This is a genomic window from Nostoc sp. DedSLP04, assembly GCF_034530775.1.
In the GTDB taxonomy this organism is placed as follows: Bacteria; Cyanobacteriota; Cyanobacteriia; order Cyanobacteriales; family Nostocaceae; genus Nostoc.
The window spans coordinates 35,197-59,941 of sequence record NZ_JAVRCL010000044.1; the positions used below are offsets into that span (position 1 = coordinate 35,197).

The following is a 24,745-nucleotide window of genomic DNA, read 5'->3' on the forward strand; positions in this document are numbered from 1 at the left end:
TTTAGCGGAATTCATTATTCCCAATTCTTTCCAAAGGAGGAGGATAAAGCCTGAAACCCTTAAAAAGTAGGTGTTTGAATTTAACCCCTCCAAAGGTGATAAAACAGGGTTAGGGTTAGATTACAAAATCTTCCGTTACACTGTTCTCACCCAACACAACTTTAACTGTAAATTCTTCTTCTGGTTGATCGACAAACTGAAATTGTTCTGTCTGAATTAGACGCTCCGCACTTCCAGATGAAGCGTTCAAAAATGTTTCTCCTGCATCATCGACCACCATAAGCTTAAGACCTTTTGGCAAAAATATATCATTGCCAAAAGAGCGTACTTGCACTCGAATACGAACTTTCTGGTCAGCTTCTCGAGTTAGATCAATAATCAGAACTACAGAACAGCTTACTAGTTGTGTTCCTAGTTGAAGCAGTTTAGCCCTTCTAACATTGGCATTCCGAAAACCTAAGCTTACTTCTGGTTTCCCAAAAAATTCTTCAGCAGTTTGCCAGCCTTCCTCAATAACATTCTCAAACCATTGCCTGAGTTTTACAGGTAAGTTTTGAGCTTTACTAAGACTATTAGCCTTCTCAAATAATGAATATGAAGCCTCTATAGGATCTGACCCTATAATCTCTTTAATGCCCTGTTTTTCTTTTAAGACTTCCAACAATTCATTAACCAACCACACACGAAAATCAGCCCCAGCAAAACTTGGAACATTAAGTGTAACCACTCCATCCAATTCCATCTCTTTAGCACATGTTAATTCCACTGCTGATTCAAAATCTTCAAGCTTAGATAAGCGAGCCTGCTCTATCAAAGTTCTATTAAGAGAACATCTTGAAACTATTGCTTGTATAGATGTCACTATTTTATACGCAACATCTGAATCAGCTAGCTCAGTACAAAAAGAATAAATTTTATCTAATCCTATCTCGGTAATGTAAGCTTCAATCTGACGATTTTGTGTGAGTTTCCATATTTTTTCAGCATCATCTACTAAACCATTTCGGTTTAAAAGAACCTCCAAAAGCACATCAGCATCAACTAAAATTTTCATTTTCATGATTCTGTCGTCTCCATATCGTAAGCAGAATTCTCTGCATGACTATTAGTACCTAAACTTTCTCTCATCTCCTCTAAATCAATATCTAAACCTAAATTTCTTTCTATTGACAGAAAAGATAATTCATCTTTGTCAAATTCAACTAATTCTTTATGTGAACAGTTGAATATTTCACAAAGTTTCACAAAAATCTCTATATGCCACAAATTTACCCTACCACGTTCCCAATTAGCAATCGTGTCTGACGTAACTCCTAATTTTTCTGCTAACTGTCTTTGTGTTAAACCTGTTTTCTTGCGGAGAGCCGCAATGTTCAAGCGGGGCTTATAAGCCCTCATACTGCCTCCAATATAATTTGGAATTAAGATTACCAAAACTCTACCTTATAAATCATTGTCAAAAGGTTAAAAAGTGACATTAACAAACCTAAATAATTTCAGGCTTATAAATTTTATGAGCAAACTAAAAAAATTAACTATTAAGCCATCTAAAAATTGTAAGCCTGAAATCTTTCAAGTTGCCAGATAAAAAATAACCCCAATAATTATTTATATGGGTCTTAAATCACTTCAATTTGGTTTTAAGCTGGTACTCAAATAAATATTGAAGAATACCAATAGCTATCGAAAGGGACACTTTAAGATTTATTATCGATATGAAGAGATAAGATACTCTTAAGAGTCAGTCTCTTTACTCTTTATGATTGTTGGAGTAATGAATACCCTAGTGTCCAGTTTAGATAATACAGTATTTTGGAGGTTAGCAATGCAGTTTAAATTTTTCATAAAACCGCAAATTGGCGATAACTACAGTGATATAAAAGAAGAAATTATTCGAGAATTATTGCGTCAAGTTCGGTATAGCTATAACCTCGCACTTGGCATCACTGCTGCATCTGCCTTAATCACTTTATTTGGTGTTGGGCTTCTTTATTTTGACAAAGTATCAGAAGCTAGCCTTACATCTGGAAGTGGATTACTGGCGACCATTGCAAGTGTTCAGCAGGCGAAGCAGGCGAAAGAAGAACTGCGTGAGATAATAGACAAATTGGGCTAGTATGATGGATTTTTTCTTTTTTAGATCCGTAATAACTAGGACAACAGTATTAGGAGTAAAAGCCAAGGCAAGCAAATATCTGAGTTAGCCACTGTTAATGTCTAATCATGTCTAAATGTGTTTAATCGAGTTAGGGTTACATGATAAGCCCCATATCAAAAGTTTTATGTGGCTTATGTGTAGCGTTTAGGCGTTTTTAGAGGAAGTTTAGAGGGGATATCAAACGTTAGAGACTGAAGTCGCCTGCTACCCAGTCCCAACTCCGATGAAGTCATGAGCATCTTAAATATGTCAGATTTTGGTGCGATCGCTCTGGAAACCATAAAAGGGCAATTGAGGATTTTAATCAAGCTCTTGTCATTTTGCAAAAATATGACAACAGACATAAAATGCCCATTCTATGTATTTTGTTGTGCGGCAATCTGGACAGCTTCTATATCAACATTGAGGTGTTGAGCAATCTGCTCCACACTCATCCCTGTTTTTAGTAACAGAGGGACGGTAAGTTTCAACATTTCAGCTTCCCGTTCTTCTCGTCCTTCTTCTCGTCCTTCTTTTCGACCTTCTTCTCGACCTTTGGCTTTCGCTTCTTGATAAACTCTTGTTTGCTCCAAAGTTAATCCCAGCATAGCTTTAACTTCCTAATTCTATGTATTTTGTTGTGCGGCAATCTGGACAGCTTCTATATCAACATTGAGGTGTTGAGCAATCTGCTCCACACTCATCCCTGTTTTTAGTAACAGAGGGACGGTAAGTTTCAACATTTCAGCTTCGCGTTCTTCTCGACCTTCTTCTCGACCTTCGGCTTTCGCTTCTTGATAAACCCTTGTTTGCTCTAAAGTCAATCCCAGCATAGCTTCAACTTCCTCTCTACTCAAGGTCGAAAACTTATAAACGGCAATTGTGGTTATGATATTGAGTATTTCGTTTTGCGGCAGTGTGTCCGTTTCCTCTAATTTTACCCGCTCAATCAATTGCTTTGCCTGCTCTGCCATCACTTCATCCGATGCTAGAGTCAACTGCATCAAGTTGATGCCTATTAGCTGCTGATTAGTCGCGCCTAACTCATCTAAATAGATTCGCTGCACTTGGTCGCTATTGAGAAATATTCGATGAGTTTTTTGATCGCTTGGTTCCAAAGAGCGTGATGAAAAAATTACCACACAGAACCAGTCATCATACTGAAAACGATTCCGGTTCAGGTACATCAGCGACTCGGTAAAGAACCGATGGTAAAGAGCTTCATCTCTTTGGAATTGAACTTCAGCAAAAAAGATAACTCTGGATGTTGCATCGTCTGGAGGTAAAAAAACACCATCGATGCGGAAAGCCGTTTCTTTGACTTCAAGTGATTCAAATCGATAGTTTTGTGCTTGAGGAGGAGGGACATCAATCAGTTCAAAGAGTAACCCAGGAAAGCGCTTAAAAATTTGATAGTAAATGGAGTCTCGTTTCACTATTTCATCCTAAAATTCTCTGGTTATGCGTAGGCGTAGCCCGTCGTAGACATCGCACATTACAACCAAGTCCTAAAAATTAATCGGAACTTGGCTGAAGCCTACGCTAATCAAGGTGTATAATCGCTTGCCAAATCGCAACTTCAACTTTTCGTTCGCTGATTTGGAGTGAGTAGGGTTTATCTTTATTTAAAGAGAGAAATTAAATCCTATAAAGCATACGAAAAAGTAGCTATGGCAAGCGGTGAAGTATTTGATACCAAAACAAAATCCCTATCTGTGCCAAGGGTAAACCTGCTGACCATGTTCCGCCTGGGTTTATTTCAAATGGGGTTGAGCATGATGTCCATCTTGACTCTAGGCGTACTCAACAGAGTCATGATTCAAGAAATAGCAATTCCGGCGACGCTGGTATCGGTAGTTCTAGCACTGCCTTTATTTGTTGCTCCTTCCCGTGTCTGGTTCGGCCAGATTTCCGATGCCAAGCCGTTATGGGGAAACCACCGCACAGCTTATGTTTGGGTGGGCGCGGCAATATTTGCGATCGCAGCATTTTTAGCTGTACAAGTAATGTGGCAGATGAATCTTGCTGGAAATAGTGCAGGTGGTTGGGTATGGACAACCCAAACAATCGGTTGGACAGCACTTTTGGCTTTAGTTTTCGCTGTATACGGTCTAGGAATTTGTGCTAGCGGTACTGCTTTTGCTGCTTTGTTGGTGGATATATCTGAAGAAGATAACCGTTCCAAAGTAGTCGGTGTGGTTTGGTCGATGCTAATGGTGGGGATTATTGTTGGCGCGATTATCAGTGCTAGTTTGCTCAAGCAGTTAACTCCAGAAGCAACTATAGAAACCTTGCAGCCAGCAATCAACCGATTGTTTACTATTGTCCCAGCAATTGTATTTGGTTTAGCGATCGCAGCGACATTTGGCGTAGAAAAAAAATACTCTCAATACTCAACCCGTTCTACATTGGTGAATCGGGAAGATAGCATCACTCTAGGCAATGCTTGGAAAATTTTGACAGCTAGTCCACAAACAGGTATATTTTTCACCTTTTTATTGGTGATGACTATCAGTTTGTTTATGCAAGACCCAATTTTGGAACCTTATGCGGGTCAAGTATTTAAAATGCCCCTAGCGGAAAGTACCAAATTAAATATTTTTTATGGAACAGGTCTATTGATTGCTTATGGCGTTACGGGCTTTTATATTATCCCGCGTTTGGGTAAGCGCAGAACTGCACGTTTTGGCTGTATGTTGGTAGCATTCTGTGCAATATTGCTAGGTATCTCAGGATTCACAGCTAATGCAGCAGTTCTTAAACTAAGTTTGGTCTTGTTCGGTTTAGCCACAGGTTTCTTAACTACAGCCGCAATTAGCTTGATGTTGGATCTCACAGCAGCAGAAGCCGCAGGTACGTTTATTGGAGCATGGGGATTAGCGCAGTCCATCTCTAGAGGAATCGCCGTGGTAATTGGAGGTACAGTTTTGGATATTGGACGCAAGCTGTTACCTAGCGCAGAGTTAGCTTATGGACTGGTATTCGTTCTAGAAGCGGTAGGAATGGTGCTGTCGATTTGGTTTCTGAATCGGGTGAACATCACAGAATTTCAAACCAGTACCAAGCAAGCGATCGCTTCAGTTTTAGAAAGCGATTTAGATTAAACTGTATAGGGCATGGGGCATGGGGCATGGGGCATGGGACAAATGACCAATACTTCGGCTTCTCTACGAGACGCTATGCGTTAGCGGAGCTTTCGCTTTAGCGATACGCTCAGTACAAGTGACAAATGACCAATGACTAATGACTAATGACTAATAACCAATGAATGATTTTTGGACAACAATTCTTGATTTTGCCCAAACTACCACTACCAGAGTGGGCAAGCAACTAATGCAAGATTTTGGGCAAGTACAGGCTGACCAAAAAGCTGATGGTAGTTTGGTGACGCAAGCAGATAAATGGGCAGATCGGGAAATTCGGGATGCGATCGCTTCTACTTTCCTTGGCTACGGCATTTTGAGCGAAGAGAGCGATCAGTCATTTCCCGGTACTGAGTGGTGCTGGGTAATCGATCCTCTTGATGGTACAACGAACTTCACACGCGGCATTCCCATCTGGACAATATCTCTGGGTTTGCTGTATCGAGGTACGCCCATTTTTGGGTATATTTACGCCCCAACTCTGAATCAAGCTTTTCATGGGTTTTGGGCAGGTTCATCTGGGTTAACACCCCCAATAGGAGCATTTCTCAACAACCACCCCATCCACACCAGTGTAGATAGTCCTAGCAATAATCACTTTTTTAACCTCTGTTCCCGTAGCACCGCAGCTATCAAAAATGGCTTTCCTTGCAAAATTAGGATGTTGGGTGTAGCTAGCTATAACTTTTTGACAGTTGCTACTGGGGCTACTCTCGGTGGGATTGAGGCGACACCAAAAGTTTGGGACTTAGCCGGGGCTTGGGTAATTGTCCAAGCTGCTGGTGGAGTCTGGGCTTCGCTGAAGTCAGAACCGTTTCCATTGTCACCGGGAGAAGATTATAGCGATCGCTCTTTTCCCACCCTTGTGGTTAGTCGTGCCGAATTAATTCCGGTATTTCAACCTTTTCTCGAAGGCGTAAAAATTTAATTTGCAAGTTTCTACCTTAAGAAAGCGCTTTTGTCAATCAGCCTTTCGGAGTATTGCATAAGCGATATTAAACTTAACAAAACCCAAGTCAAACAAAGAATTGAGTATAAATAAAGCTAGTAATAATCCTGATTTAAGTGCAAAACCAGTGTAGTTATTAATTTAAGTATAATTGTGACTTTCATCACACTGGTTAATTTAGTATAAAAAATTTTATGTTGTCTAATCTAGATTTAATTCGAGAGTTTGTACAAAACTCTATTCAAAAAAAAGACGTTTTGTTGTCAAATCCTGTTTTGACAGCGCAAACAGTGTATAAAATAAACCAACTAACAGCAAAATCTGAAGGCGTAATTGCCACTGCTCAACTATCAAATACCCTATCTGAATTCTCGATTTCTCCAAAATCAACCCAGTGGGAATTGATAAATCAGGCATTAGCAGAATATAGTTATATTCTCAAAGGAGAAGTAGATAGTCGGGGTTTCTATCAGTATCAATACTGCGAAGTTCCCAAAGGCTATCAGATGAATTGTACTAAATGTGTCATTCTATGGCGGGCCTGGTGGAAATATTGCAAACATAGTTCAAGACCAGGGATTCCGTTGGAACTTCTGATTAGAACACGAGATTCATGGTACCCAATTAGAGATTTAATTATCAGTGACGGACTTCTTTATATCAAAACCTTGGGAAGTGAGATTGCACTTGGCTCAGACGATTTAGTTACTTGGTTAAGCAAAGTTGATGTAACCAAAATTAAAGAAATACCTTCTACAGAGACATAGGTGTGGGTATGGGGTTACGGATGTATACCCCTATATTTATTTGCAAACATTTTTCAAAGTGATATTGACAACATAATTAGGCAAAGGACGTGAAGAGAAATGAAAGGACTTTGGCTCGAAAATAAGCAGTTGCAATTACGCACAGATATTCCGGTTCCTGAGCCGCCACAGGGAGAAGCCTTAGTACGCGTCTTGCGTGCAGGTATCTGTAATACCGATCTGGAACTACTTAGAGGCTACTATCCCTACACTGGTATTTTAGGGCATGAATTTGTCGGCATTGTCGAACAAGGGCCAGAACACTTAGTTAACCAACGCGTAGTTGGAGAAATCAATGCTGTATGTGGGCATTGTCGGTTTTGTCGTAGCGGACAACCAACTCATTGCGAAAATCGTACAGTTTTGGGTATTGTCAATCGCAACGGTGCCTTTAGTGAATATCTTTGTTTGCCGGTAGAGAACCTGCATTTAGTACCCGATAATGTGCCAACAGAAGTAGCAACATTTACTGAACCTGTAGCAGCAGCTTTGGAAATTCAGCAGCAAGTGCCATTGCATCCAAACCATCGGGTGCTAGTAGTTGGAGATGGCAAACTAGGGCAATTAGTAGCTCAGACACTAGCTCTAACTGGCTGTGAACTCGTAGCTGTGGGGCGTCATCGAGAAAAACTGGCTAACTTAGAAGCACGGGGAATAAAAACGAGTCTAGCTGATGATATTACAGATGGATATTTCGATATCTCAGTAGAATGCACTGGCAATCCAGAAGGATTTGCGATCGCCCGCCGCGCTCTCCGTCCCCGTGGTACGCTTGTACTGAAAAGTACTTATGCTGGCAACCTCAGCCTAGATGCTTCTTCCTTAGTAGTAGATGAAATCACCCTCATCGGCTCCCGTTGTGGCCCCTTTACCCCAGCCCTCCAGCTACTAGCCACAGGACAAGTTGATGTGCAACCCCTGATTCATGCCACCTACCCTCTCATTGAAGGGCTTGCAGCTTTTGAACACGCCCAGAGTCGGGGTGTTTTAAAGATATTGTTAGAGATTAGTTAATTGTCATTGGGTATCGGGCATTGGGCATTAGGAATGCTGAGTGCTGAGTTAGGAGTTAAGAGTTAAGAGTTAGGAGTTTTGTTTATCTCCTTGTCCCCTTGTCCTCTCATCTCCCTGCTCCCCTGCTTCCCCACTCCCTAATATAGATAAGGATTAGTCTTTGGTTGATAGTCACGACAATAGATTGCTTCTTCTGTATTGGCAATAGATGGGCGTACAGTACATTTAAGACGGTAATTATCGGTAAAAAATTGGCAACCAGTACAGGGAATTTGATGCATTTGCTTGGCTGTACTAACACTATCTCGTGCGGCCGTCCAGAGACTCAACACAACCAGAATAGTTACAGTCCAAGCAACTACAAAACAAATCGGGACTAATAAAGGTTGAATCCCATTAATTAAGAAAAATATCAATTGAAGCATAGTATGTCCTGATACAAATTAGGAGTTAAAAGTATATTAACTCTTAACTCCTAATTCTTAACTTCCCAACTATGGAGGTACAAATTAAACGCCAGCATGACCCAGGGCTAAACCTGTTACCAGCATTCCCAGAACAAGGAAAGGTTGGGCACTAGCTTGGTACTTAACATCATTCTTCACAGGGTCGCGTAGGAAATACATATCCTGCAAGGTGATTTGCGGGATGATTAACAGTACTAGTATTGCTGCATACAAATTTTCGTGGATGCTGACGAGATAAGCTGCAATCAATCCTTGAAATATATCAATTGTCGCTACACAAATCCATGCCGCAGTGGTGATGCCAAACATTACGGGTAGTGAATTTAATCCTAGCTGGCGATCGCCTTCTACACTCTTGAAGTCATTGACAATGGCAATACCCAATCCAGCCAAGCTGTAGAACATTGTCAAGATCACAATTGTGGAATTCAGTTCTCCAAATAAAGCGTGTCCTGTAGACCAAGGTAGAGTAATGTAGCTTGCACCCAAGGCGTAGCTACCTAGCCAGCCGTTTTGCTTGAGTTTCAGGGGAGGCGCAGAATAAATATAAGCGATGAAAGAACCAATAATCGCGATCGCTGTAATTGTCGGGAATTCATGACCAGACCACACATCTAGCGCAAATGCCAAACCATAGCCAGCAATCAGTAATACCCAAATCTGAATAATTACCTGGGGTAAGGGAATTGCTCCAGAGGGAATCGGGCGATAAGGTTCATTGATGGCATCGATTTCGCGATCGTAGTAATCATTAAGGATTTGGGTGTAACCTGTCATCAATGGCCCAGCCAATAACATACAGGCTGCTACCTTCAACACATTTTCCAGCGTCCAAGTATAGTTACCAGAAGAAGCCGCACCACAGACTACACCCCAAATTAAGGGAATCCAGGTGATGGGCTTCATGAGCTGTAAACGAATTTTCCAAATCGAAGTTTCTCCAGACGCTGCACCTTTCATCCCCAACATCTGCCTAGTTTTCGCATTGCGATCGGCAGATGCGATCGCTTGCTCATTGAGATTATTTGCCACTGAGTCTAGTGCTTCAGATGGGTTAGGGTCTGGGGGAATGGGAGTTGATTCTGACATAAGGCGTATTTTTTTAGAGTGAGGAGTTAGGAGTTAGAAGTTATGAATTATTAGTTAGGAGTTAGGAGTTATGAATTACGTCTAATGTGAATTAAGTCTAGAAACCCTTGTAATTTCGTGGGTATTCCCAATCATACAATTTTGGGCGAGTCTAGAAACCCTTATGCGATAAGAGGCTTTTCTAATTCACATCAGGCGTGAATTATTATTTTTATTCCTAACTCCTCACTCTTAACTCCTAACTTTGTTCCTACTCATAACTAACTTAAAACGAAATTATCAAATAATGATTCTGAAACTTTGCTCCAGCAACGGGTCTGCCACTCAGAGCCGGGGGTAAGGGAATATTGCGTCGCTGATCTCCTGCTTCTACCGTGACTTCTGGCCCATATTGGGTAAGTTTGACTTGCTTTTTGTCAAATCCTGGTAAGAATAAGCGTACCTGACGATTGTGGATGTCTATTTCAATAGGTTTGGGAGCCTGTAAAGCTTGTGCTTCAAAGTTGGGTAGAGCGTCTATCAGTGGTTGCCAATCACCCGTGGGCGAGTTGGGAACGACGCTTACAGGTAAGGGTATAAATTCCTCTGACAGATTGATATTTGTCTCAGTAGACACAAGCAAAACACCACCGACAGTTAAACCGATTTGTTGAGCGCTACCCCATAAATAACGAGCATTTGCTACTTCAATCGGATCTCCTGTAGTCACTAAGAAAGCAGCGAGACGCTTGGGATCGGACAGAGCGGCTCTCCCCTTTTCTAAGAAATTATTGACTTGGTTAGTGGGAGTGGCAAAGTTATCCGCTGTCCAGTTGATATTGAAAAAACTGCTAATCAGCGGTTGAATCAAGGGTGATTCAGTAATTGTCTTCCCCAAGTCGGAGTTGACAAACAATTGCCGAAATCGCCGGACATACCAACTCAGAGATTCTGGCAAACCCAACATTCGCAGCGTTAAAGAGTCGCCCGTGCCATCGTAGACGATCGCATCATATTTGCCACTGGCATCATATTCGCGAATAGCGTTCAGCGCTAGGGCGTTGTCCATCCCCGGCAAGACTACCAGTTCTTGACCAAAAACGTCTTTGAAGATGGGCGTGCGGAGATATTGCGCCTCAAGTTTTTTCACTTCGTCCCAGTTGCGCTCAAGCAGTACAGATGCTTGAAACTGTACCGCCTGTAACTTGGGAGAGATTTCTTGAGGATCGGCAGCAATGGGAGTCCCTAACAGGATTGACAATGTTGGTTCTGCTTGTCCTGCTAGAAGTACGCGCTTGCCTTGACTTGCCAATAATTTGGCGGCGGCGATCGCAATTTTGGTACGAGCGGTTCCGCCTTTGCCCAAAAATGTCAATATTTGAGCCATTAGTTGATTCCTATTTTCACCGCCGATCTTTTCAACTCCAACTTAGCACTCAATATAGACTCTCAACCTGTGCTTTCAACTTCAGAGCCAAAGAAAAATCCGGATCTGAGTTTTTTACTACTACACAGGTTTGATTTCATCTTCAAAAAACCAAGTAGAATAATTGTCTTCAAACAGAACCACTACACCGATTCCACCACCATCAGTGACTTTGTAGCCTTGGATGATACCCACTTGTCCGAGTTTTTTTACAACTGGGGCAGAAACGCGATCGCGTAAACGAAAAACTTTAACCTTTTGTCCGATTTCCATGCCTGATTACAATTTCAGATAAACCAAGTCTCAGTGTAGCGGAATCCGTGACTCTGCTCTCATCAATTCAGGGCAGATGAGGGAGAGATGAGAAAGAATAACTCCTAACTCCTGACTTAACAGCTTAAAATTAAATCGGCAACCAAACAGGTAAATACTTAATGTTTGTCTTTTTTGTTCAAAGACACCCAAAAGCGATCGCGTACTTCTAACAGAGAAAATTGCTATTGTCGGGCAACAATAGACACCGAAAGCACAATTGCAGTTGTCACAGGAACGGCTGCGATCGCACAACTTCGCTAGATAGAGCAGCGCTTCGATCGTTCCATGAACAAATATCTGAATAAAAGCATTTTTATTGACTATAAAGCAATTATATGGTAAAAGTCCTAATTATTTGCGATCGCTCAGTTCTAGGAACCAATTGATAAATTCATTGGTCTTGCCCGGATAGGATGTGATTAAGAGTATAAAAATGGTAACTATTAGGACTTCGATTTGATTTCTAAAAACATACTGAGACTGAAAAGCTTATTTTATAAGGGTTTTATCTAAAATATTGTTCAAAAATCAGATATGAGTCCCATAGTAACTTATGTTTAACAACGCTTTTTAAAATAAAGTTTTTATTGTTAAAGTAATGCGGTAAAGTAGCCACCAATAGTATAAAATCTGCAAATAATTTAGCTATGAACTGTAGCGGTGTGTAAGGATGAAGCTTTCGGTTAAAAGTAATTCAACTTGGTTGCAAGTGTGGCGCTACTGGGAATTGCTGCACGTCTTGGTAGCGCGAAATCTGAAAGTGCGTTACCGAGGTTCATTTCTAGGGGTTTATTGGTCGCTATTGAACCCGTTGATTATGACCGGGCTATACACTGCAATTTTTGGAACAACGTTTTCGTCGTATTACAATAACTCAATCCCAAACTATGTATTAGCAGCATTTACAGGACTGGTGGTAATCAACTTTTTTTCAGCTTCCACTTCTCAGGCACTGAGTAGTGTAGTAGGTAACGGCTCACTTTTAAATAAAATTCGTCTGCCAGTCAGTATTTTCCCAGTATCAATGATTGCAGCAAATGTGTTTCAGTTTGCCGTTGGAGTGTTGCCTTTATTAGGAATAATAACTTTTGTTAAATCCAAAAGTTTATTAAACGTGGTAGCATTGCTGGTTCCATTTTTAGCGCTGGTTTTAGTCTGTATGGGAGTTGGTTTTTTGGTCAGCGCTTTATATGTATTTTTTAGAGATTTACCTTATTTTTATGAGTTAATTGTATTTGTAATTTGGATCGGTAGTCCTGTATTTTATCCGCCAGACATTGTTCCAAAAACAGTAAAAGCATTTTTAGGATTAAATCCTTTATCACCAGTTATTGAAAGTATCCGGCAGATTACACTATCGGGAATGCTACCAGATTTAAGTTTAATTTGGGGAGCCTTGCTGAGTGGCATAATTATTTTGTCACTGGGATGGGTTTGTTTTCAACTGTGGCGGCATCAATTTATGGATTTGCTGTAAATAAATGGAAGTAATTCGCCTAGATCGAGTTTCGCTGTGGCGACGAACGCAAGAAGAGTTTTCTTATGATCTAAAGAAAACACTCCTATCTTTTTTGGAAGGTAAATATCACCAGCCTGCGAAGAAACAGGTGCTAAATGAAATTGATTTAGTTGTTGAAAAAGGTGAAAAAATAGGTATTATAGGGGCAAATGGCTCTGGTAAATCAACATTATTAAAGATAATTTCTGGGATTTTACAACCTACTAGCGGATTAGTGCGAGTACGAGGTCAAATTGCGCCATTGATTGAACTTGGAGCGGGGTTTGATGCAGAAATTTCTGTGATGGATAATATTTTGTTGTATGGCGTATTACTGGGATATTCCCGAGCAGAAATGCGAAGAAGAACGCTTTCAATATTAGAGTTTGCAGAGTTAGAAGATTATGCATTAGTACCAGTGAAGGGATTATCTTCTGGAATGGTAGCGCGATTAGGGTTTGCGATCGCCACCGATATACAGCCGGATATTTTGATATTAGATGAAGTATTGTCGGTAGGAGATGAAAGTTTCAAAAACAAGTGTAAGCGAAGAATTGAGCAATTTTGGAATCAGAACGCTACTGTATTAGTAGTTTCTCATGATTTAAAATTTATCAAACAATCTTGTGTTAGAGGAATTTGGTTAGATCAAGGAAAAGTGCGTTTTATGGGAAACGCGGATGAAACTGCCGACTACTATTTAAACTCAGTAAGTAAAATTTAATCTAAATTATCTAATATGAATTATTTACTTATCAGTAGTAATTCTGCCTTAAGTAAAATGATTTTATGAATCACCTGACTTGAAAGACTATATGATTAGATATACTTAGGCAAAAATTGTAGTTAAGCTTTAAACAAAAATGTATTCTTTTGTGAAGAATGATTGATGATAAATTTCAGGAGAATCAGATGGATTACGAAAAAATACTAGAGCGTATAAGTGATGTTTATCAACAATCCGTTAGATTTTATCGTCCAGCTGGAAATGAGGAAGAAGAATCAAGCGAAACTCTACCTCATCAACCACTAAATAATAGTTATGTTACAGAAATTGATGGTAACTATTTATTATTTTTTAATGATATATATACAAATACTATTCGTAAATGGCTAAAAAATATTTTAAAAAAAATATCATGGCCTATCTTTAAAAGACAAGTTTATTATAATTCTGCTGTTAGACGACTTTTATACAATTTAATCCAAAAAACCGATGAATATTCTACAAGGGATAAAGAGGTAAATAAGAAGCTTTTTCAGCTTGAGCAGAAAATAGAACAACTTTCTCAGCTTAAGCAGAAAATAGACCAACTTTCTCAGCTTAAACAGAAGATAGACCAACTACCTCAACTTGAACAAAAAATAGAACAGCTTTCTCAACTTGAAGAAAAAATAGACCAATTACCTCAACTTGAAGAAAAAATAGACCAATTACCTCAACTTCAGCAGAAAATAGAACAGCTTTCTCAACTTGAGCAGAAAATAGAGCAAATTTCTACTGAATTACAAGCTGACAACAGTGTAACGAACCAAGCCTCTTCTAATGAAGAATCTAAAATTGCTAGTGGTTTATGGTTCAATGAACCAATAATTGTGGGCTATCGCGAAAATGGCAAAGCTTACTGGGCAGGAACTAATGAGAGAATATTCGAGAAGACTTTTGTTTTACAATCTCTTGCCCGTTTGTATGAATCAAGCAGTATAACAGTCTTGGATGTAGGGGCTGCTGAAAGTCTCCTTTCCTATGAGTTAGCTAGTTTTAATTATTCAGTTACAGCGATAGACATTCGCCCCATAGCATTATTTCATCCCAACTTAAAGTTTGTTAAAACTGATATCTGTAACCCTGTATTACCGTCAGCTAGCTTTGATTGTGTGGTTGCTTTATCAACTTTGGAACACATTGGTTTAGGATGGTATGGAGATAAAAAAGAGGAAAATTACGATTTTAAAGCTGTCCAACAGATTAGTTTACTTTTAAAACCAGAAGGTAGTTTTATCCTTACAGTTCCCTATGGGAAAAAAGCTTTAACACCAGTACATCGAATATATAACCAAGAATCACTACAAAAACTAATTCAGGATTTCAGGGTAGTTCAAATATCCTATGGAGTACGTAAGGATGATTTTACTTGGCTTATCACTGAAAATGAATTAGAAGCATCTGAAAAAGAACATAATCCAGATAATTACCTTCCTGGCGCAGTAGCTATGTTGGTATGTAAAAAAAACTTTGTATAAAAAATTAAATCTCAAATTTACGCAGCATGAAAATAGCCATTGATCTTCAAGCTCTGCAAACAAATAACTCTAGAAATAGAGGTATTGGCCGTTATACACAATCTGTAATAGAAGCTCTATTTAAACAGCAAAATACTTTCAGTTACCAGTTATATACGAATAATAATCTACCAGTCCCAGAACTGGATGATAATTACTTTAAGTATAATTCTGTAAATTACCCTTACATTGGTAGTTGCGACATCAATGAACTACTATTAAAAACTGTTTTAATGGCAGCAGATGTTGATATAATATTTCTACCTAGCCCGATGGAAGGTTTAGACTCTACAATACCTGATTATAGCGATTTTTCTAAAAAAGTTTTTGTCATTTGCTATGATTTAATACCTCTCATCTTTTCTGATAGATACTTAAGCGAGTCCAATATGCGCTCACTCTACATGAAGCGCTTAAAAAATATACAAAATGCTGATTTTATATTTGCAATCTCGGAAGCTACCCGCCAAGATGTAATTAAATTTCTCGATATACCTCCTGAAAGAGTTTTAAACGTTTCGGGTGGTGTTTCTGCTTTTTTCACTCCCATTGCTGCTCATGAACACCAAGCTTGGCTCGAAACTTTTGCAAGGAAATTTGGTATTTACAAAAAATTTATTCTTTATACGGGAGGCGAAGATTGGCGAAAGAACATTGAAGGGTTAGTCACTGCTTTTTCTGCCTTACCCAAAAATTTGCAAGAATGTTACCAATTAGTAATTGCCTGCAAAGTTTCTGAGCATTTTAGTAAAGAAATAACTAGCTTCGCGTCAAAATTAGGAATTAATAAATCTATAATATTAACAAATTATGTTACAGATGAAGAATTAAGAGCTTTATACTCAACCTGCTCTCTATTCGTTTTTCCTTCTTTTTATGAAGGCTTTGGTTTACCGCTATTGGAAGCTATTTCATGTGGCGCACCATCGATTGCAAGTAATACCTCATCCTTACCAGAAATTTTAGGTTCTGATGAATTACTATTCGATCCATACTCACCTTCTGATATGGCTGCCATCATGCAAAAAGTTCTATCTGATGAGAACCTTAGAACAAAAATCTCAGAAGATGCACTTCAGCAATCAGCAAAATTTTCTTGGCAATCAGTTGCTCAAAATATACTTGATGTGTTTCAAGAGCATCAGCTAATAAATAAAGTATCTATTTCAGTTAATCAAAAACCACAAATTGCTTTTTTTAGCCCATTACCACCAGCTAAATCTGGTATAGCAGACTATAGTTGGGACTTGTTACCATCATTGGGAAAACATATTAACCTTGATTTATACCATGATGATAGTTATTTGCCCGAGGTTAATATTAGTAATAACTTATTTTCTCATAGTAAATTTGAAGAGAAATTAAAGTCTCAATTTTATGAAAGTATTATTTACCAGATAGGGAATAGTAGTTACCATTCTTATATGTACTCCCAATTAATGAGATATCCTGGAATATCCGTGTTACATGACTATTACTTGGGAGGGCTAATTAATTATATGGAAGCTCGTTGTCCAGAACTTGGGATTAAATTTTCTCAAGAACTAGAACACTGTTATGGAAAAGATAAAGCATTACAAATTTTAAACCTTTTAAAAACAAAAGATTTAGATATTAATGAGAAATTATCAGAAGTAGGTCTTTATGTAAATAGAAGAATTTTTACGCGTTCTCTAGGAGTTATATTACACAGTAAATGGGCTTATAATTCTGCTATTAAAGAATTTAGTAATGATAATAGCCATATTGTTCATATACCTCAGATAGTGCCAAAGTATGTTGTTAAGGAAAAATCACTAATAGATCAATGTAAAGAGTTGGGTCTTCCAAACGATCAACTTATAATATCAACCTTTGGATTTATCAATAAAACTAAACGTCCCCTAGAAATTATTTATGCATTTAAGAAGTATCTTGTAACTCAACCTAATGCTTACTTAGTATTTGTGGGTGGTACTGATTACCTTGGTACAATTAATATAGAAAATGAAATTAAAAAACTAAGTTTACAAGATCGAGTAAAAGTTACTGGCTATGTCAATATGCCGGATTTTTACCGTTACATAGAAGTATCAGATATATGCCTCAACTTAAGATTTCCTTTTAACGGAGAAAGCTCTGCATCACTTTTGCGAATTTTGTCTGTTGGTAAGCCCACTATTGTTACAGATATCGGTTCCTTCTCTGATTTTCCCAATGATGTGGTGTTCAAAATACCCCATCCTGGACAAAGTGATGAAGTAGAAGAAATATTGAAATCTCTCATTTTACTAACTCAAAACTCAGACTACAGAAAATCCCTGAGCGAAAATGCATATAATTATATTGCTAAGGAACATTGTCCAGATAAGTGTGCCAATTTATATGCAGAGCTTATCCAGCAAATACTTTCTTCACCTCAAGCAAAAAGTAAAGAACTTGCTGACTATGTAGGACGTGAATTAGCTAAAGTTATACCTAATGCATCTAAAAAAGTACTTACTACTTTTGCTAGAGCTATTGATAATTCCTATCAGGAAGAACAGCAAGTCGTTGAAAATTTTGATTTAAACAATTTTGATTTAAACAATACTGCAATACTCATACAGCCTCCTTTAGGAAAAAAACTCAACTTTAATGATTTTTTACACGAATGTCGTTCTATTTGCCTTGCAAAAATACCACAATCTAAGGAAATATTAAGTATTGGATGTGCTGGAAATTGGTACTTTGAGTGGTTCGATAAATTTTATCCTTACTATATTGAAAATCACACTGGTATAGATTTAAATTCAAAGCCATTAGATTTACCAAATAATGTAACTTGGATTCAACATGATGGAGACGATCTAAAGTTAATAGAGTCACAAAGTTTTGACTTAGTATTTGCTGGTCAATTTATTGAACATATATCTTGGGAATCACAGGTAAGTTTCCTGTTAGAAGTCAATAGAGTACTTAAACCAAATGGCATTTTTGTACTTGATAGTCCCAATTATACTGTTACTAATAGATATGGATGGAAACAGCCAGAACATATACATGAACTGACTTTTAAACAAGTATGTGAGCTGTTGCCAATCTCAGGTTTTAAAATTCAAGATTCATTCGGTTTAATTCCAAAAGACTTGTTAGGAATGCCGCCTAATTTATTTGGCAGATATATTGAACCTTGTTTAGACATAAATTTCCATCAAGAAGAGATTGAAAAGGCAATTAATGAAGATCCGCAAAATTGCTTTGTTTGGTGGCTAACATCTCAAAAAATTCAAGAAATTGATCTTGCCGATAAAACTCTAATGAAGCGAATGCAGGAGTTTTATCTGGAAAACCAAAAAATTAAAAATGAGGTAATTTTTCATGGCATTGGTTCAATAATCGAAATCAAGCAAGAGTATTTTGTGAATGTAAATCCTGATGATGGACAAGGATTTGCAATCTTTGGCCCTTACGATTCTTATTGCAAAGGTAAATATTTAGTTGAATTTGAAATCTTTGCCTCTGATGATAATGAAATATCTAGAAGGAATCTAGATTTAGTTGTAGCGATCGCAGATATTTCTACTAATTCTGGTGCGCTAGTTCTAGCCAAAAAAGAACTTACTTTAAGAGATATTTTCAAGAAAGAGAAAACAAAACTAAAGTTTACTATAAATACAACATCTGTACTAGAGTTTCGAGTTTTATCGTTAGGACTATATCCAGTTTTAGTTGGTATTAAACCAAAAGTAACAATGCTATAATTCAGTATTTCCAGAGAAGAAATATATTGTAAAAAAAAGTGAGCATGACAACAAAAAAAGCCCTAATCACCGGGTTAACCGGACAGGATGGTTCATATCTTGCCGAACTACTCGTAGCAAAAGGCTACCAAGTCTTTGGTCTAGTCCGCCGTTCTAGCACTAGTAACCTAGAGCGCATCACCCACCTTTATGGCGACATTCAAATTGTATCCGGCGACCTCCTCGATCAATCATCCCTCATGGATGTAGTGAGCGAATGTCAACCTGACGAAATTTATAATCTCGCCTCTCAAAGTTACGTTCCTCTTTCTTGGACACAACCTGCTCTCACTGCTGAATATACAGCCCTCGGTGTTTCCCGCCTCTTAGAATCCATTCGTCGCTGCAAACCTGATGCCAGATTCTATCAAGCATCCAGTAGTGAAGTTTTTGGTCAACCCGACGAATCGCCTCAAACCGAACGCACTGCCTTTCGTCCTCGGAATCCTTATGGAGTTGCTAAAGCTTATGCTCATTGGATGACTGTCAACTATCGGCAGAAATACAACCTTTACACCTGTTGTGGTATTACTTATACTCACGAATCACCTCGACGTGGGACAGAATTTGTATTTCGCAAAATCACGCACGCAGTTGCCCAAATTAAATTAGGTTTGGCAAATGAATTAAAATTAGGCAACCTAGACGCCCGTCGTGATTGGTGCTACGCCAAAGATGCTGTCTACGCTATGTGGCTGATGTTACAGCAGGAACAACCCGATGACTACCTCATTGCCAGTGGTGAAACCTATTCTGTTAAAGAACTTGTTGAGTGTGCTTTTGACTGTGTTGGGCTTAATTGGCAAGATTATGTCTCGATTGACCCCGCTTTTTATCGCGCTGATGAATCAGTGCAGTTAGTTGGTTGCATTGATAAAATTAAAAATGGAATAGGTTGGCAGCCTCAATACTCTTTTAGTCAATTGGTCGAGTTAATGGTTGATTATGACCTTAAGAAATTAAGCAGTTAGCTTTTTAGTTTCTTAATCATAAATAACCATTCACTTGAAACTAGGAAAAAAGTAAAATAGCTTACCTAAGGATGTAACTACTAAGTTTTTTAGTTATGGCTTTTCTTAGGTAAGTTTTTTAAGTAAAAAATTTATTAAAAATTTGCATGAAAATAGTTTCAAATAGGTTTTAGAATGAAGATATTTATAGATTGTACTCACACTGCAAAACATACATATAAAAATACTGGAATCCATCGAGTAGTTCGAGAACTAACTTCTGAATTATTGCAAATAAGCTCAAACCGCACAGATATAGAAATAGTAGCGGTTATGTTTGATGGTAGTTTTATGCGGAGAGTGACTAATCTTAATCAACAGCAAAATGACCATTCGATCGAGGTTAAAAAATATCTCGCAATAACTAAAATAAATATAAAACTTCAAGCTCTACTTTTGAAGCTGAAAAATAAATTTATAAATTTATTTTATAGATTAAATTTAATTGATTGGTTTGATTCAAATTCAGCAAACAAAAAAGTTTTCCTTGAATTTGAAGATTCTATAATCCAGTCAGGAGATATATATGTAATAGCTGATGCCAATTGGGATTTACCTAAAACTTACTACCGATTTTTACAACTTTTAAAAACTTATAAAGTTACTATTGTAGTTATATGCTATGACCTCATTCCCATAAAATTTCCAGAATTTTCTTCTCAGAGATTTACTAAAGCTTTTACAAAATTCTACAGTGATTATTCGATTTTATTCGATAAGGTATTATGTATCTCTAAAAAGAGTGCTGAAGATTATAGTAATGCGATAAATAAAGGGATATTAGCTAATAATAATTCACAAATTATTCAAAGCTTTCGCTTGGGTAGTAATTATTATAAACAGGATTTATTACTAAGTGAAGAAAATAATAAGCCTAATGTAAAATTGCAGAAGTTACTTAATAAAAAATATATTTTAGTAGTTGGAAGTTTAGTGCCTCATAAAAATATTAAAACAATTATTGCAGCCTTTGATTTATTAATAAATTCTAGTTATGATGATGTATTTTTAATTTTTGCCGGTAATAAAGGTTGGGACTCAGAAACTGATAACTTGATAGAATCTAATAAAATGTATGGCAAGCTCATACAAATACTAGGTTCAGTGAGCGATGCTCAACTAGATTTTCTCTATCAAAACTGTTACTGTTTAGTTCAAGCCTCCTTTTATGAAGGGTTTGGATTACCTGTGGTAGAAGCACTACAACACTGTAAACCTGTGATTGCTAGCAATGGTGGATCTTTGCCTGAAGTAGGAGGCGATTTTTGTAGATATTTCTCTCCTACTCAACCAACAGAACTGTATGAAGCTTTAAAAGAACTACTTGATTCAGATATTTACTACAGTAATTTGGTAGAGCGCATAAAAAATGAGTATATACCATTCTCATGGCAACAATCTGCTGAAGAGTTTCTCTCTTGTTTGTATAATTAAATTCAGTTTGAATAAAAGCTTAAAATTTATTCGTTAATCTATCTTTTTTGTCTAAAAAACCCACAAGTAGAACAACTTACGCTATTAACTTCACAGTCAATTTTTAAGTATGAATGCTATAAAATTTTATCAAAATTAACACCATAACAAGGTTTGCAAAAGAGAGATATTCTCCTAATATTATATTTGTTAAATAAATTACTATCAACTTATTTATTACTAGTAACAATTATGCTAATAGACCAACATTAAGCAATTAAGCTTGACATAATAAACTAAAAAGCGAGTTGAAAATTATGCTAGATACAATACTGCAAATCGTAAAACCTATATTGAATCTCTTAAGAGCATTGAAAAAAAAGTATAGACTTCCTTCTTCGACAACAGATGCTATAAGCTTGAACATTAAAACTTTGGGATATGAATATGCTCGTAGTTTGCGCGAACAGTTGATAATACCTAGTAATTTATCTCCACAAAAAATCAACTTACAATCCAAAGCTTGTCAACAAAATGATATTGAATCAGATTGGTTTTTTTACTGGTGTCAAGAGATGAAAATTCCGGTAGCATACCATCGAAAATTGTGGGAGTTTTGCTATATTTTACAGGCATTATATGAATATGATTTACTTACTCCTGGACGTAAAGGTTTAGGTTTTGGTTGTGGTGAAGAACCTCTGCCAAGTATTCTAGCTGCTTATGATATTGCGATTACGGCTACAGATTTACATCCAACAGCATCAGCTGCACAAGGTTGGATAGAAACTAAACAAAATATGTCTTCTTTAGAAAAGATATTCCGTCCTGAATTATGTACAAAAGAACTATTTACTAAAAATGTGAGTCTAAAGTATGTCGACATGAATGCTATTCCTGCTTATTTAGAAGGTAAATATGATTTCTGTTGGTCTGCTTGTGCATTAGAACATCTAGGTAGCATTAAAAATGGACTTCTGTTTATCGAAAATTCTCTAAAGACTCTAGTTCCTGGAGGAATAAGTATACAGACGACAGAGTTTAATTATTTAGAAGAAGAAACAACTATTGACAACTATGGAACAGTACTTTTTAGAAAAAAAGATTTTGAACAAATTGCTAAAAAACTAACTGTGGCAGGCCATCAAGTAGCACCCCTTGATTTCAATATTGGTTCTCGTGTGTTAGATAAATTTATTGATATTCCTCCATACTATAATCAAATACATGAGCTACGACAAGAAGCACATTTAAAATTTTTATTTGAGCGTTTCGCTTCTACATCCTTTGGTATGATTATCAGAAAAGCTGTGTAAAAAGTTACAAATATTAATTTACTATAGTATTCTCTAATTTTTAATAATTCATGTAAAAATTGTTATTTTACAATCATTATAGGTAAATGAAAAAATACTAAATGAATATAGTAGATAATATTTCCTCTAATCAATTAATTATTAACTTATCTATTCTTTTGTCTAAACCAACCGGTATAGGCAACTATGCTCAAAACCTTTTTCCTTATTTAAAATCTTTCCAACCTACTCTGTTAGTAGCCCAAAAATATCCTGATTTTGATTGCTATCTAATCCCGCCAAACTTAACCCCAGACCACGGCACAAAAGGTCATTTTAACCGCTTGCTTTGGACACAATTTCAACTACCACAAATATATAAAAACCTTAAATCAAGTCTTTTATTCTCCCCACTACCAGAAGCACCTCTTTATAGTAGTTGTCGTTTTGTTGTCACATCTTTTGATATGATACCGTTACGTTTTGCCAAAGGCTTCTCACCACTCACAGCCTATCACCGCTACTACACTCCCCAAGTTTTTAAGCAAGCACAACACATTATTTGCATCTCCCAGACTACGGCTAAAGATATCACCGATTTTTACCAAATTCCCGCCAGCAAAATTACTGCGATTCCTTTAGCGCACGATCGCACTCACTTCCTTCCTCTCAACCTCCCTACCCGCAACTACTTTCTCTATATTGGCCGCCAAGATCCTTACAAAAACATCCAGCGACTCATCAGTGCTTTTGCGGCGTTACCTAACTGCAAAGACTATGAACTATGGTTAGTAGGGCCAATTGATTCGCGTTACACCCCGATTTTAAAAGTGCAAGTTGCAGAATTGGGTGTAACTAATCAGGTAAAGTTCCTTGACTATGTTCCTTATGGCGAATTGCCAAACATCATCAATCAAGCGATCGCTCTGGTTTTCCCCAGTCTTTGGGAGGGTTTTGGTTTACCTGTCCTCGAAGCAATGGCTTGTGGTACTCCCGTCATTACCTCCAATCTCTCCTCCTTACCTGAAGTCGCTGGCGATGCGGCGATTCTAGTCAATCCCTACAACACCGGAGAAATTACAGAAGCAATGCAGGCGATCGCAACTAATTCGGAGTTGCGATCGCATCTACGTACCCTTGGCCTCAACCGCGCCAGTCAGTTCAGCTGGGCAAAAACAGGACTTGCTACCGCCGAAGTTATCAAACAGTACCTATAATGGCTGATTTCTGAAAAATAGAGAGACTGCGAGGTAAGCTTTCTTTAACTGCAATAGCATTCCAGTTAGCGATCGCCTGCTCTTCGGTTAGAGTCGGGTTAGCATTACACACATAATCAAGTTTAGCTAACACGTTTTGATGGGCAAGAGCAATCTCTTGAGCAACAGGTGTTATAAGCAGCTTCTTCCAGAGAGCATACTTTCCCTGCCAAAAGTGATTGTTTGTACTCATGGTACGGAGGCGATCGATGGAATGCAACGAAACCACATCTAATATAGGCTTAACTGGGGTCAGCCCCAGTTGTTCGTTAAACTGGGCAAGTTCCTTGACCGCATCATTCACCAGATTTTCGTAACGAACTTTTAATGTGTCTTCTCGCCTCCACCATTCCGGGCTAATCGAGAGAAGTGCTGCTGCTCTACTCCCAGTCGCATAGTTGATAAACTCTGGGCTAAGTGGTGTTTTCTCAAGGATGGAAATCTCGGTTCCCCCTTCACCTTTTAACCAGCTGGCAGTATCCGGTTCGTAGTTGGCAAAATGCAGAATAGAAATCAATACATCCAAGGGATGGCGGGCAAGAACGACCACACGAAATCCTTGCTGGGCGAGCAATGAAACTAAATCATCACTTCTGTGCCAATGAATCTGAAGCACTAATCTTGCTGGTAGCAAGTGCCAGGAAATGTCATCTGGATGATGCACCGCCAGTTCAGCCATTTCATAAATGGCTGCCAGCATTTTTCGTAGCCAGGTGTTGCCCGATCGGGGATTGCTGATTATCGCCAGACGCAAGGCGTCTAAACTGCTCAAATTCTGTTAATCCTTTCAACTAAATTAGGATACATCTAAACTAACATCATACTGACACCATAATGTAAATTCAATGATTTGGGATTTTGTCAAGATTTTAGATTATCTTGACTAATGACTTGTAATTAATCC

Annotated in this window: 23 protein-coding genes and 1 pseudogene; 14 read left to right on the top strand and 10 right to left on the bottom strand. The window is 38.0% G+C overall.

What is annotated here, in order from left to right; genetic code table 11:
- Window positions 1-115: 115 nt before the first annotated feature.
- Both RMX89_RS23055 and RMX89_RS23060 read right to left on the bottom strand, forming a co-directional pair.
- Window positions 116-1,060 carry a DUF1822 family protein gene (locus tag RMX89_RS23055; protein ID WP_322690576.1) on the bottom strand — a complete coding sequence of 315 codons (945 nt, stop codon included), beginning with the start codon at window positions 1,058-1,060 and terminating at the stop codon, window positions 116-118.
- The gene (locus RMX89_RS23060; RefSeq protein ID WP_322690577.1) at window positions 1,057-1,398 is read right to left on the bottom strand and encodes a helix-turn-helix transcriptional regulator; all 342 of its coding nucleotides are present in this window, start codon (window positions 1,396-1,398) and stop codon (window positions 1,057-1,059) included. Before RMX89_RS23060 ends, RMX89_RS23055 begins: the two co-directional genes overlap by 4 nt.
- Before the next feature lie 427 nt (window positions 1,399-1,825).
- Here RMX89_RS23060 and RMX89_RS23065 point away from each other — a divergent pair, with 427 nt between their 5' ends.
- Window positions 1,826-2,116, top strand: a complete 291-nt coding sequence (locus RMX89_RS23065; RefSeq protein WP_322690578.1) for a TRADD-N-associated membrane domain-containing protein — start codon at window positions 1,826-1,828, stop codon at window positions 2,114-2,116.
- A 173-nt stretch (window positions 2,117-2,289) separates the two neighbouring features.
- Here RMX89_RS23065 and RMX89_RS23070 read toward each other — a convergent pair whose 3' ends face one another.
- The 3 genes and pseudogenes from RMX89_RS23070 to RMX89_RS23080 all read right to left on the bottom strand — a co-directional run bounded on the left by RMX89_RS23070 (window position 2,290) and on the right by RMX89_RS23080 (window position 3,573).
- Window positions 2,290-2,502 carry a hypothetical protein gene (locus RMX89_RS23070; RefSeq protein WP_322690579.1) on the bottom strand — a complete coding sequence of 71 codons (213 nt, stop codon included), beginning with the start codon at window positions 2,500-2,502 and terminating at the stop codon, window positions 2,290-2,292.
- A 12-nt stretch (window positions 2,503-2,514) separates the two neighbouring features.
- A pseudogene (locus tag RMX89_RS23075) lies at window positions 2,515-2,757 on the bottom strand (hypothetical protein); the annotation flags it as partial.
- A 6-nt stretch (window positions 2,758-2,763) separates the two neighbouring features.
- Window positions 2,764-3,573, bottom strand: coding sequence for an Rpn family recombination-promoting nuclease/putative transposase (locus RMX89_RS23080; protein ID WP_322690580.1), 810 nt, complete (start codon window positions 3,571-3,573; stop codon window positions 2,764-2,766).
- A gap of 234 nt (window positions 3,574-3,807) precedes the next feature.
- Between RMX89_RS23080 and RMX89_RS23085 the strand changes: the two genes are divergently transcribed.
- The 4 genes from RMX89_RS23085 (at window position 3,808) to RMX89_RS23100 (ending at window position 8,049) form a co-directional block, all read left to right on the top strand.
- Window positions 3,808-5,241: a BCD family MFS transporter gene (locus RMX89_RS23085; protein WP_322690581.1), complete on the top strand. Its 1,434-nt coding sequence runs from the start codon at window positions 3,808-3,810 to the stop codon at window positions 5,239-5,241.
- 160 nt (window positions 5,242-5,401) lie between these two features.
- The gene (locus RMX89_RS23090) at window positions 5,402-6,208 is read left to right on the top strand and encodes an inositol monophosphatase family protein (RefSeq protein WP_322690582.1); all 807 of its coding nucleotides are present in this window, start codon (window positions 5,402-5,404) and stop codon (window positions 6,206-6,208) included.
- Window positions 6,209-6,423: 215 nt separating this feature from the next.
- Window positions 6,424-6,996 (top strand): hypothetical protein, encoded by a 573-nt coding sequence (locus tag RMX89_RS23095; protein WP_322669890.1) that lies wholly within the window; start codon window positions 6,424-6,426, stop codon window positions 6,994-6,996.
- 99 nt (window positions 6,997-7,095) lie between these two features.
- Entirely contained in the window at window positions 7,096-8,049 is a 954-nt protein-coding gene (locus RMX89_RS23100) for an MDR/zinc-dependent alcohol dehydrogenase-like family protein (RefSeq protein ID WP_322683883.1), read from the top strand.
- Window positions 8,050-8,186: 137 nt separating this feature from the next.
- Here the strand turns inward: RMX89_RS23100 and RMX89_RS23105 are convergent, their stop codons facing one another.
- The 4 genes from RMX89_RS23105 to RMX89_RS23120 all read right to left on the bottom strand — a co-directional run bounded on the left by RMX89_RS23105 (window position 8,187) and on the right by RMX89_RS23120 (window position 11,283).
- Window positions 8,187-8,474, bottom strand: a complete 288-nt coding sequence (locus RMX89_RS23105; RefSeq protein ID WP_322669888.1) for a hypothetical protein — start codon at window positions 8,472-8,474, stop codon at window positions 8,187-8,189.
- An 84-nt stretch (window positions 8,475-8,558) separates the two neighbouring features.
- Complete coding sequence (chlG, locus tag RMX89_RS23110; protein WP_322690583.1) at window positions 8,559-9,605, bottom strand: chlorophyll synthase ChlG; 1,047 nt, start codon at window positions 9,603-9,605, stop codon at window positions 8,559-8,561.
- Window positions 9,606-9,870: 265 nt separating this feature from the next.
- Window positions 9,871-10,971, bottom strand: coding sequence for an ArsA family ATPase (locus tag RMX89_RS23115; protein ID WP_322690584.1), 1,101 nt, complete (start codon window positions 10,969-10,971; stop codon window positions 9,871-9,873).
- Window positions 10,972-11,091: 120 nt separating this feature from the next.
- Window positions 11,092-11,283, bottom strand: coding sequence for a DUF2862 domain-containing protein (locus tag RMX89_RS23120; protein WP_322669885.1), 192 nt, complete (start codon window positions 11,281-11,283; stop codon window positions 11,092-11,094).
- 174 nt (window positions 11,284-11,457) lie between these two features.
- On the opposite strand from RMX89_RS23120, the gene RMX89_RS23125 reads away from it, so the two are divergent.
- The 9 genes from RMX89_RS23125 (at window position 11,458) to RMX89_RS23165 (ending at window position 23,802) form a co-directional block, all read left to right on the top strand.
- A complete protein-coding gene (locus tag RMX89_RS23125; RefSeq protein ID WP_322690585.1) occupies window positions 11,458-11,586 on the top strand; it encodes a hypothetical protein in 129 nt (42 codons plus the stop codon).
- Between the two features lie 409 nt (window positions 11,587-11,995).
- On the top strand, window positions 11,996-12,802 hold the full coding sequence (locus RMX89_RS23130; protein ID WP_322669883.1) for an ABC transporter permease: 807 nt from the start codon (window positions 11,996-11,998) through the stop codon (window positions 12,800-12,802).
- Between the two features lie 4 nt (window positions 12,803-12,806).
- The gene (locus tag RMX89_RS23135; RefSeq protein ID WP_322669882.1) at window positions 12,807-13,547 is read left to right on the top strand and encodes an ABC transporter ATP-binding protein; all 741 of its coding nucleotides are present in this window, start codon (window positions 12,807-12,809) and stop codon (window positions 13,545-13,547) included.
- Window positions 13,548-13,735: 188 nt separating this feature from the next.
- Window positions 13,736-15,067 carry a class I SAM-dependent methyltransferase gene (locus RMX89_RS23140; protein WP_322690586.1) on the top strand — a complete coding sequence of 444 codons (1,332 nt, stop codon included), beginning with the start codon at window positions 13,736-13,738 and terminating at the stop codon, window positions 15,065-15,067.
- Window positions 15,068-15,093: 26 nt separating this feature from the next.
- Complete coding sequence (locus RMX89_RS23145; protein ID WP_322690587.1) at window positions 15,094-18,828, top strand: glycosyltransferase; 3,735 nt, start codon at window positions 15,094-15,096, stop codon at window positions 18,826-18,828.
- A gap of 44 nt (window positions 18,829-18,872) precedes the next feature.
- Window positions 18,873-19,838 (top strand): GDP-mannose 4,6-dehydratase, encoded by a 966-nt coding sequence (locus RMX89_RS23150; RefSeq protein ID WP_322669878.1) that lies wholly within the window; start codon window positions 18,873-18,875, stop codon window positions 19,836-19,838.
- A gap of 174 nt (window positions 19,839-20,012) precedes the next feature.
- Complete coding sequence (locus RMX89_RS23155) at window positions 20,013-21,311, top strand: glycosyltransferase family 1 protein (RefSeq protein WP_322690588.1); 1,299 nt, start codon at window positions 20,013-20,015, stop codon at window positions 21,309-21,311.
- Between the two features lie 296 nt (window positions 21,312-21,607).
- The gene (locus tag RMX89_RS23160; RefSeq protein ID WP_322690589.1) at window positions 21,608-22,606 is read left to right on the top strand and encodes a hypothetical protein; all 999 of its coding nucleotides are present in this window, start codon (window positions 21,608-21,610) and stop codon (window positions 22,604-22,606) included.
- 101 nt (window positions 22,607-22,707) lie between these two features.
- A complete protein-coding gene (locus RMX89_RS23165) occupies window positions 22,708-23,802 on the top strand; it encodes a glycosyltransferase family 1 protein (RefSeq protein WP_322690590.1) in 1,095 nt (364 codons plus the stop codon).
- Here the strand turns inward: RMX89_RS23165 and RMX89_RS23170 are convergent.
- Window positions 23,786-24,613: a sulfotransferase domain-containing protein gene (locus tag RMX89_RS23170; protein WP_322690591.1), complete on the bottom strand. Its 828-nt coding sequence runs from the start codon at window positions 24,611-24,613 to the stop codon at window positions 23,786-23,788. The genes RMX89_RS23165 and RMX89_RS23170 overlap by 17 nt on opposite strands.
- Between the last annotated feature and the right edge of the window lie 132 nt (window positions 24,614-24,745).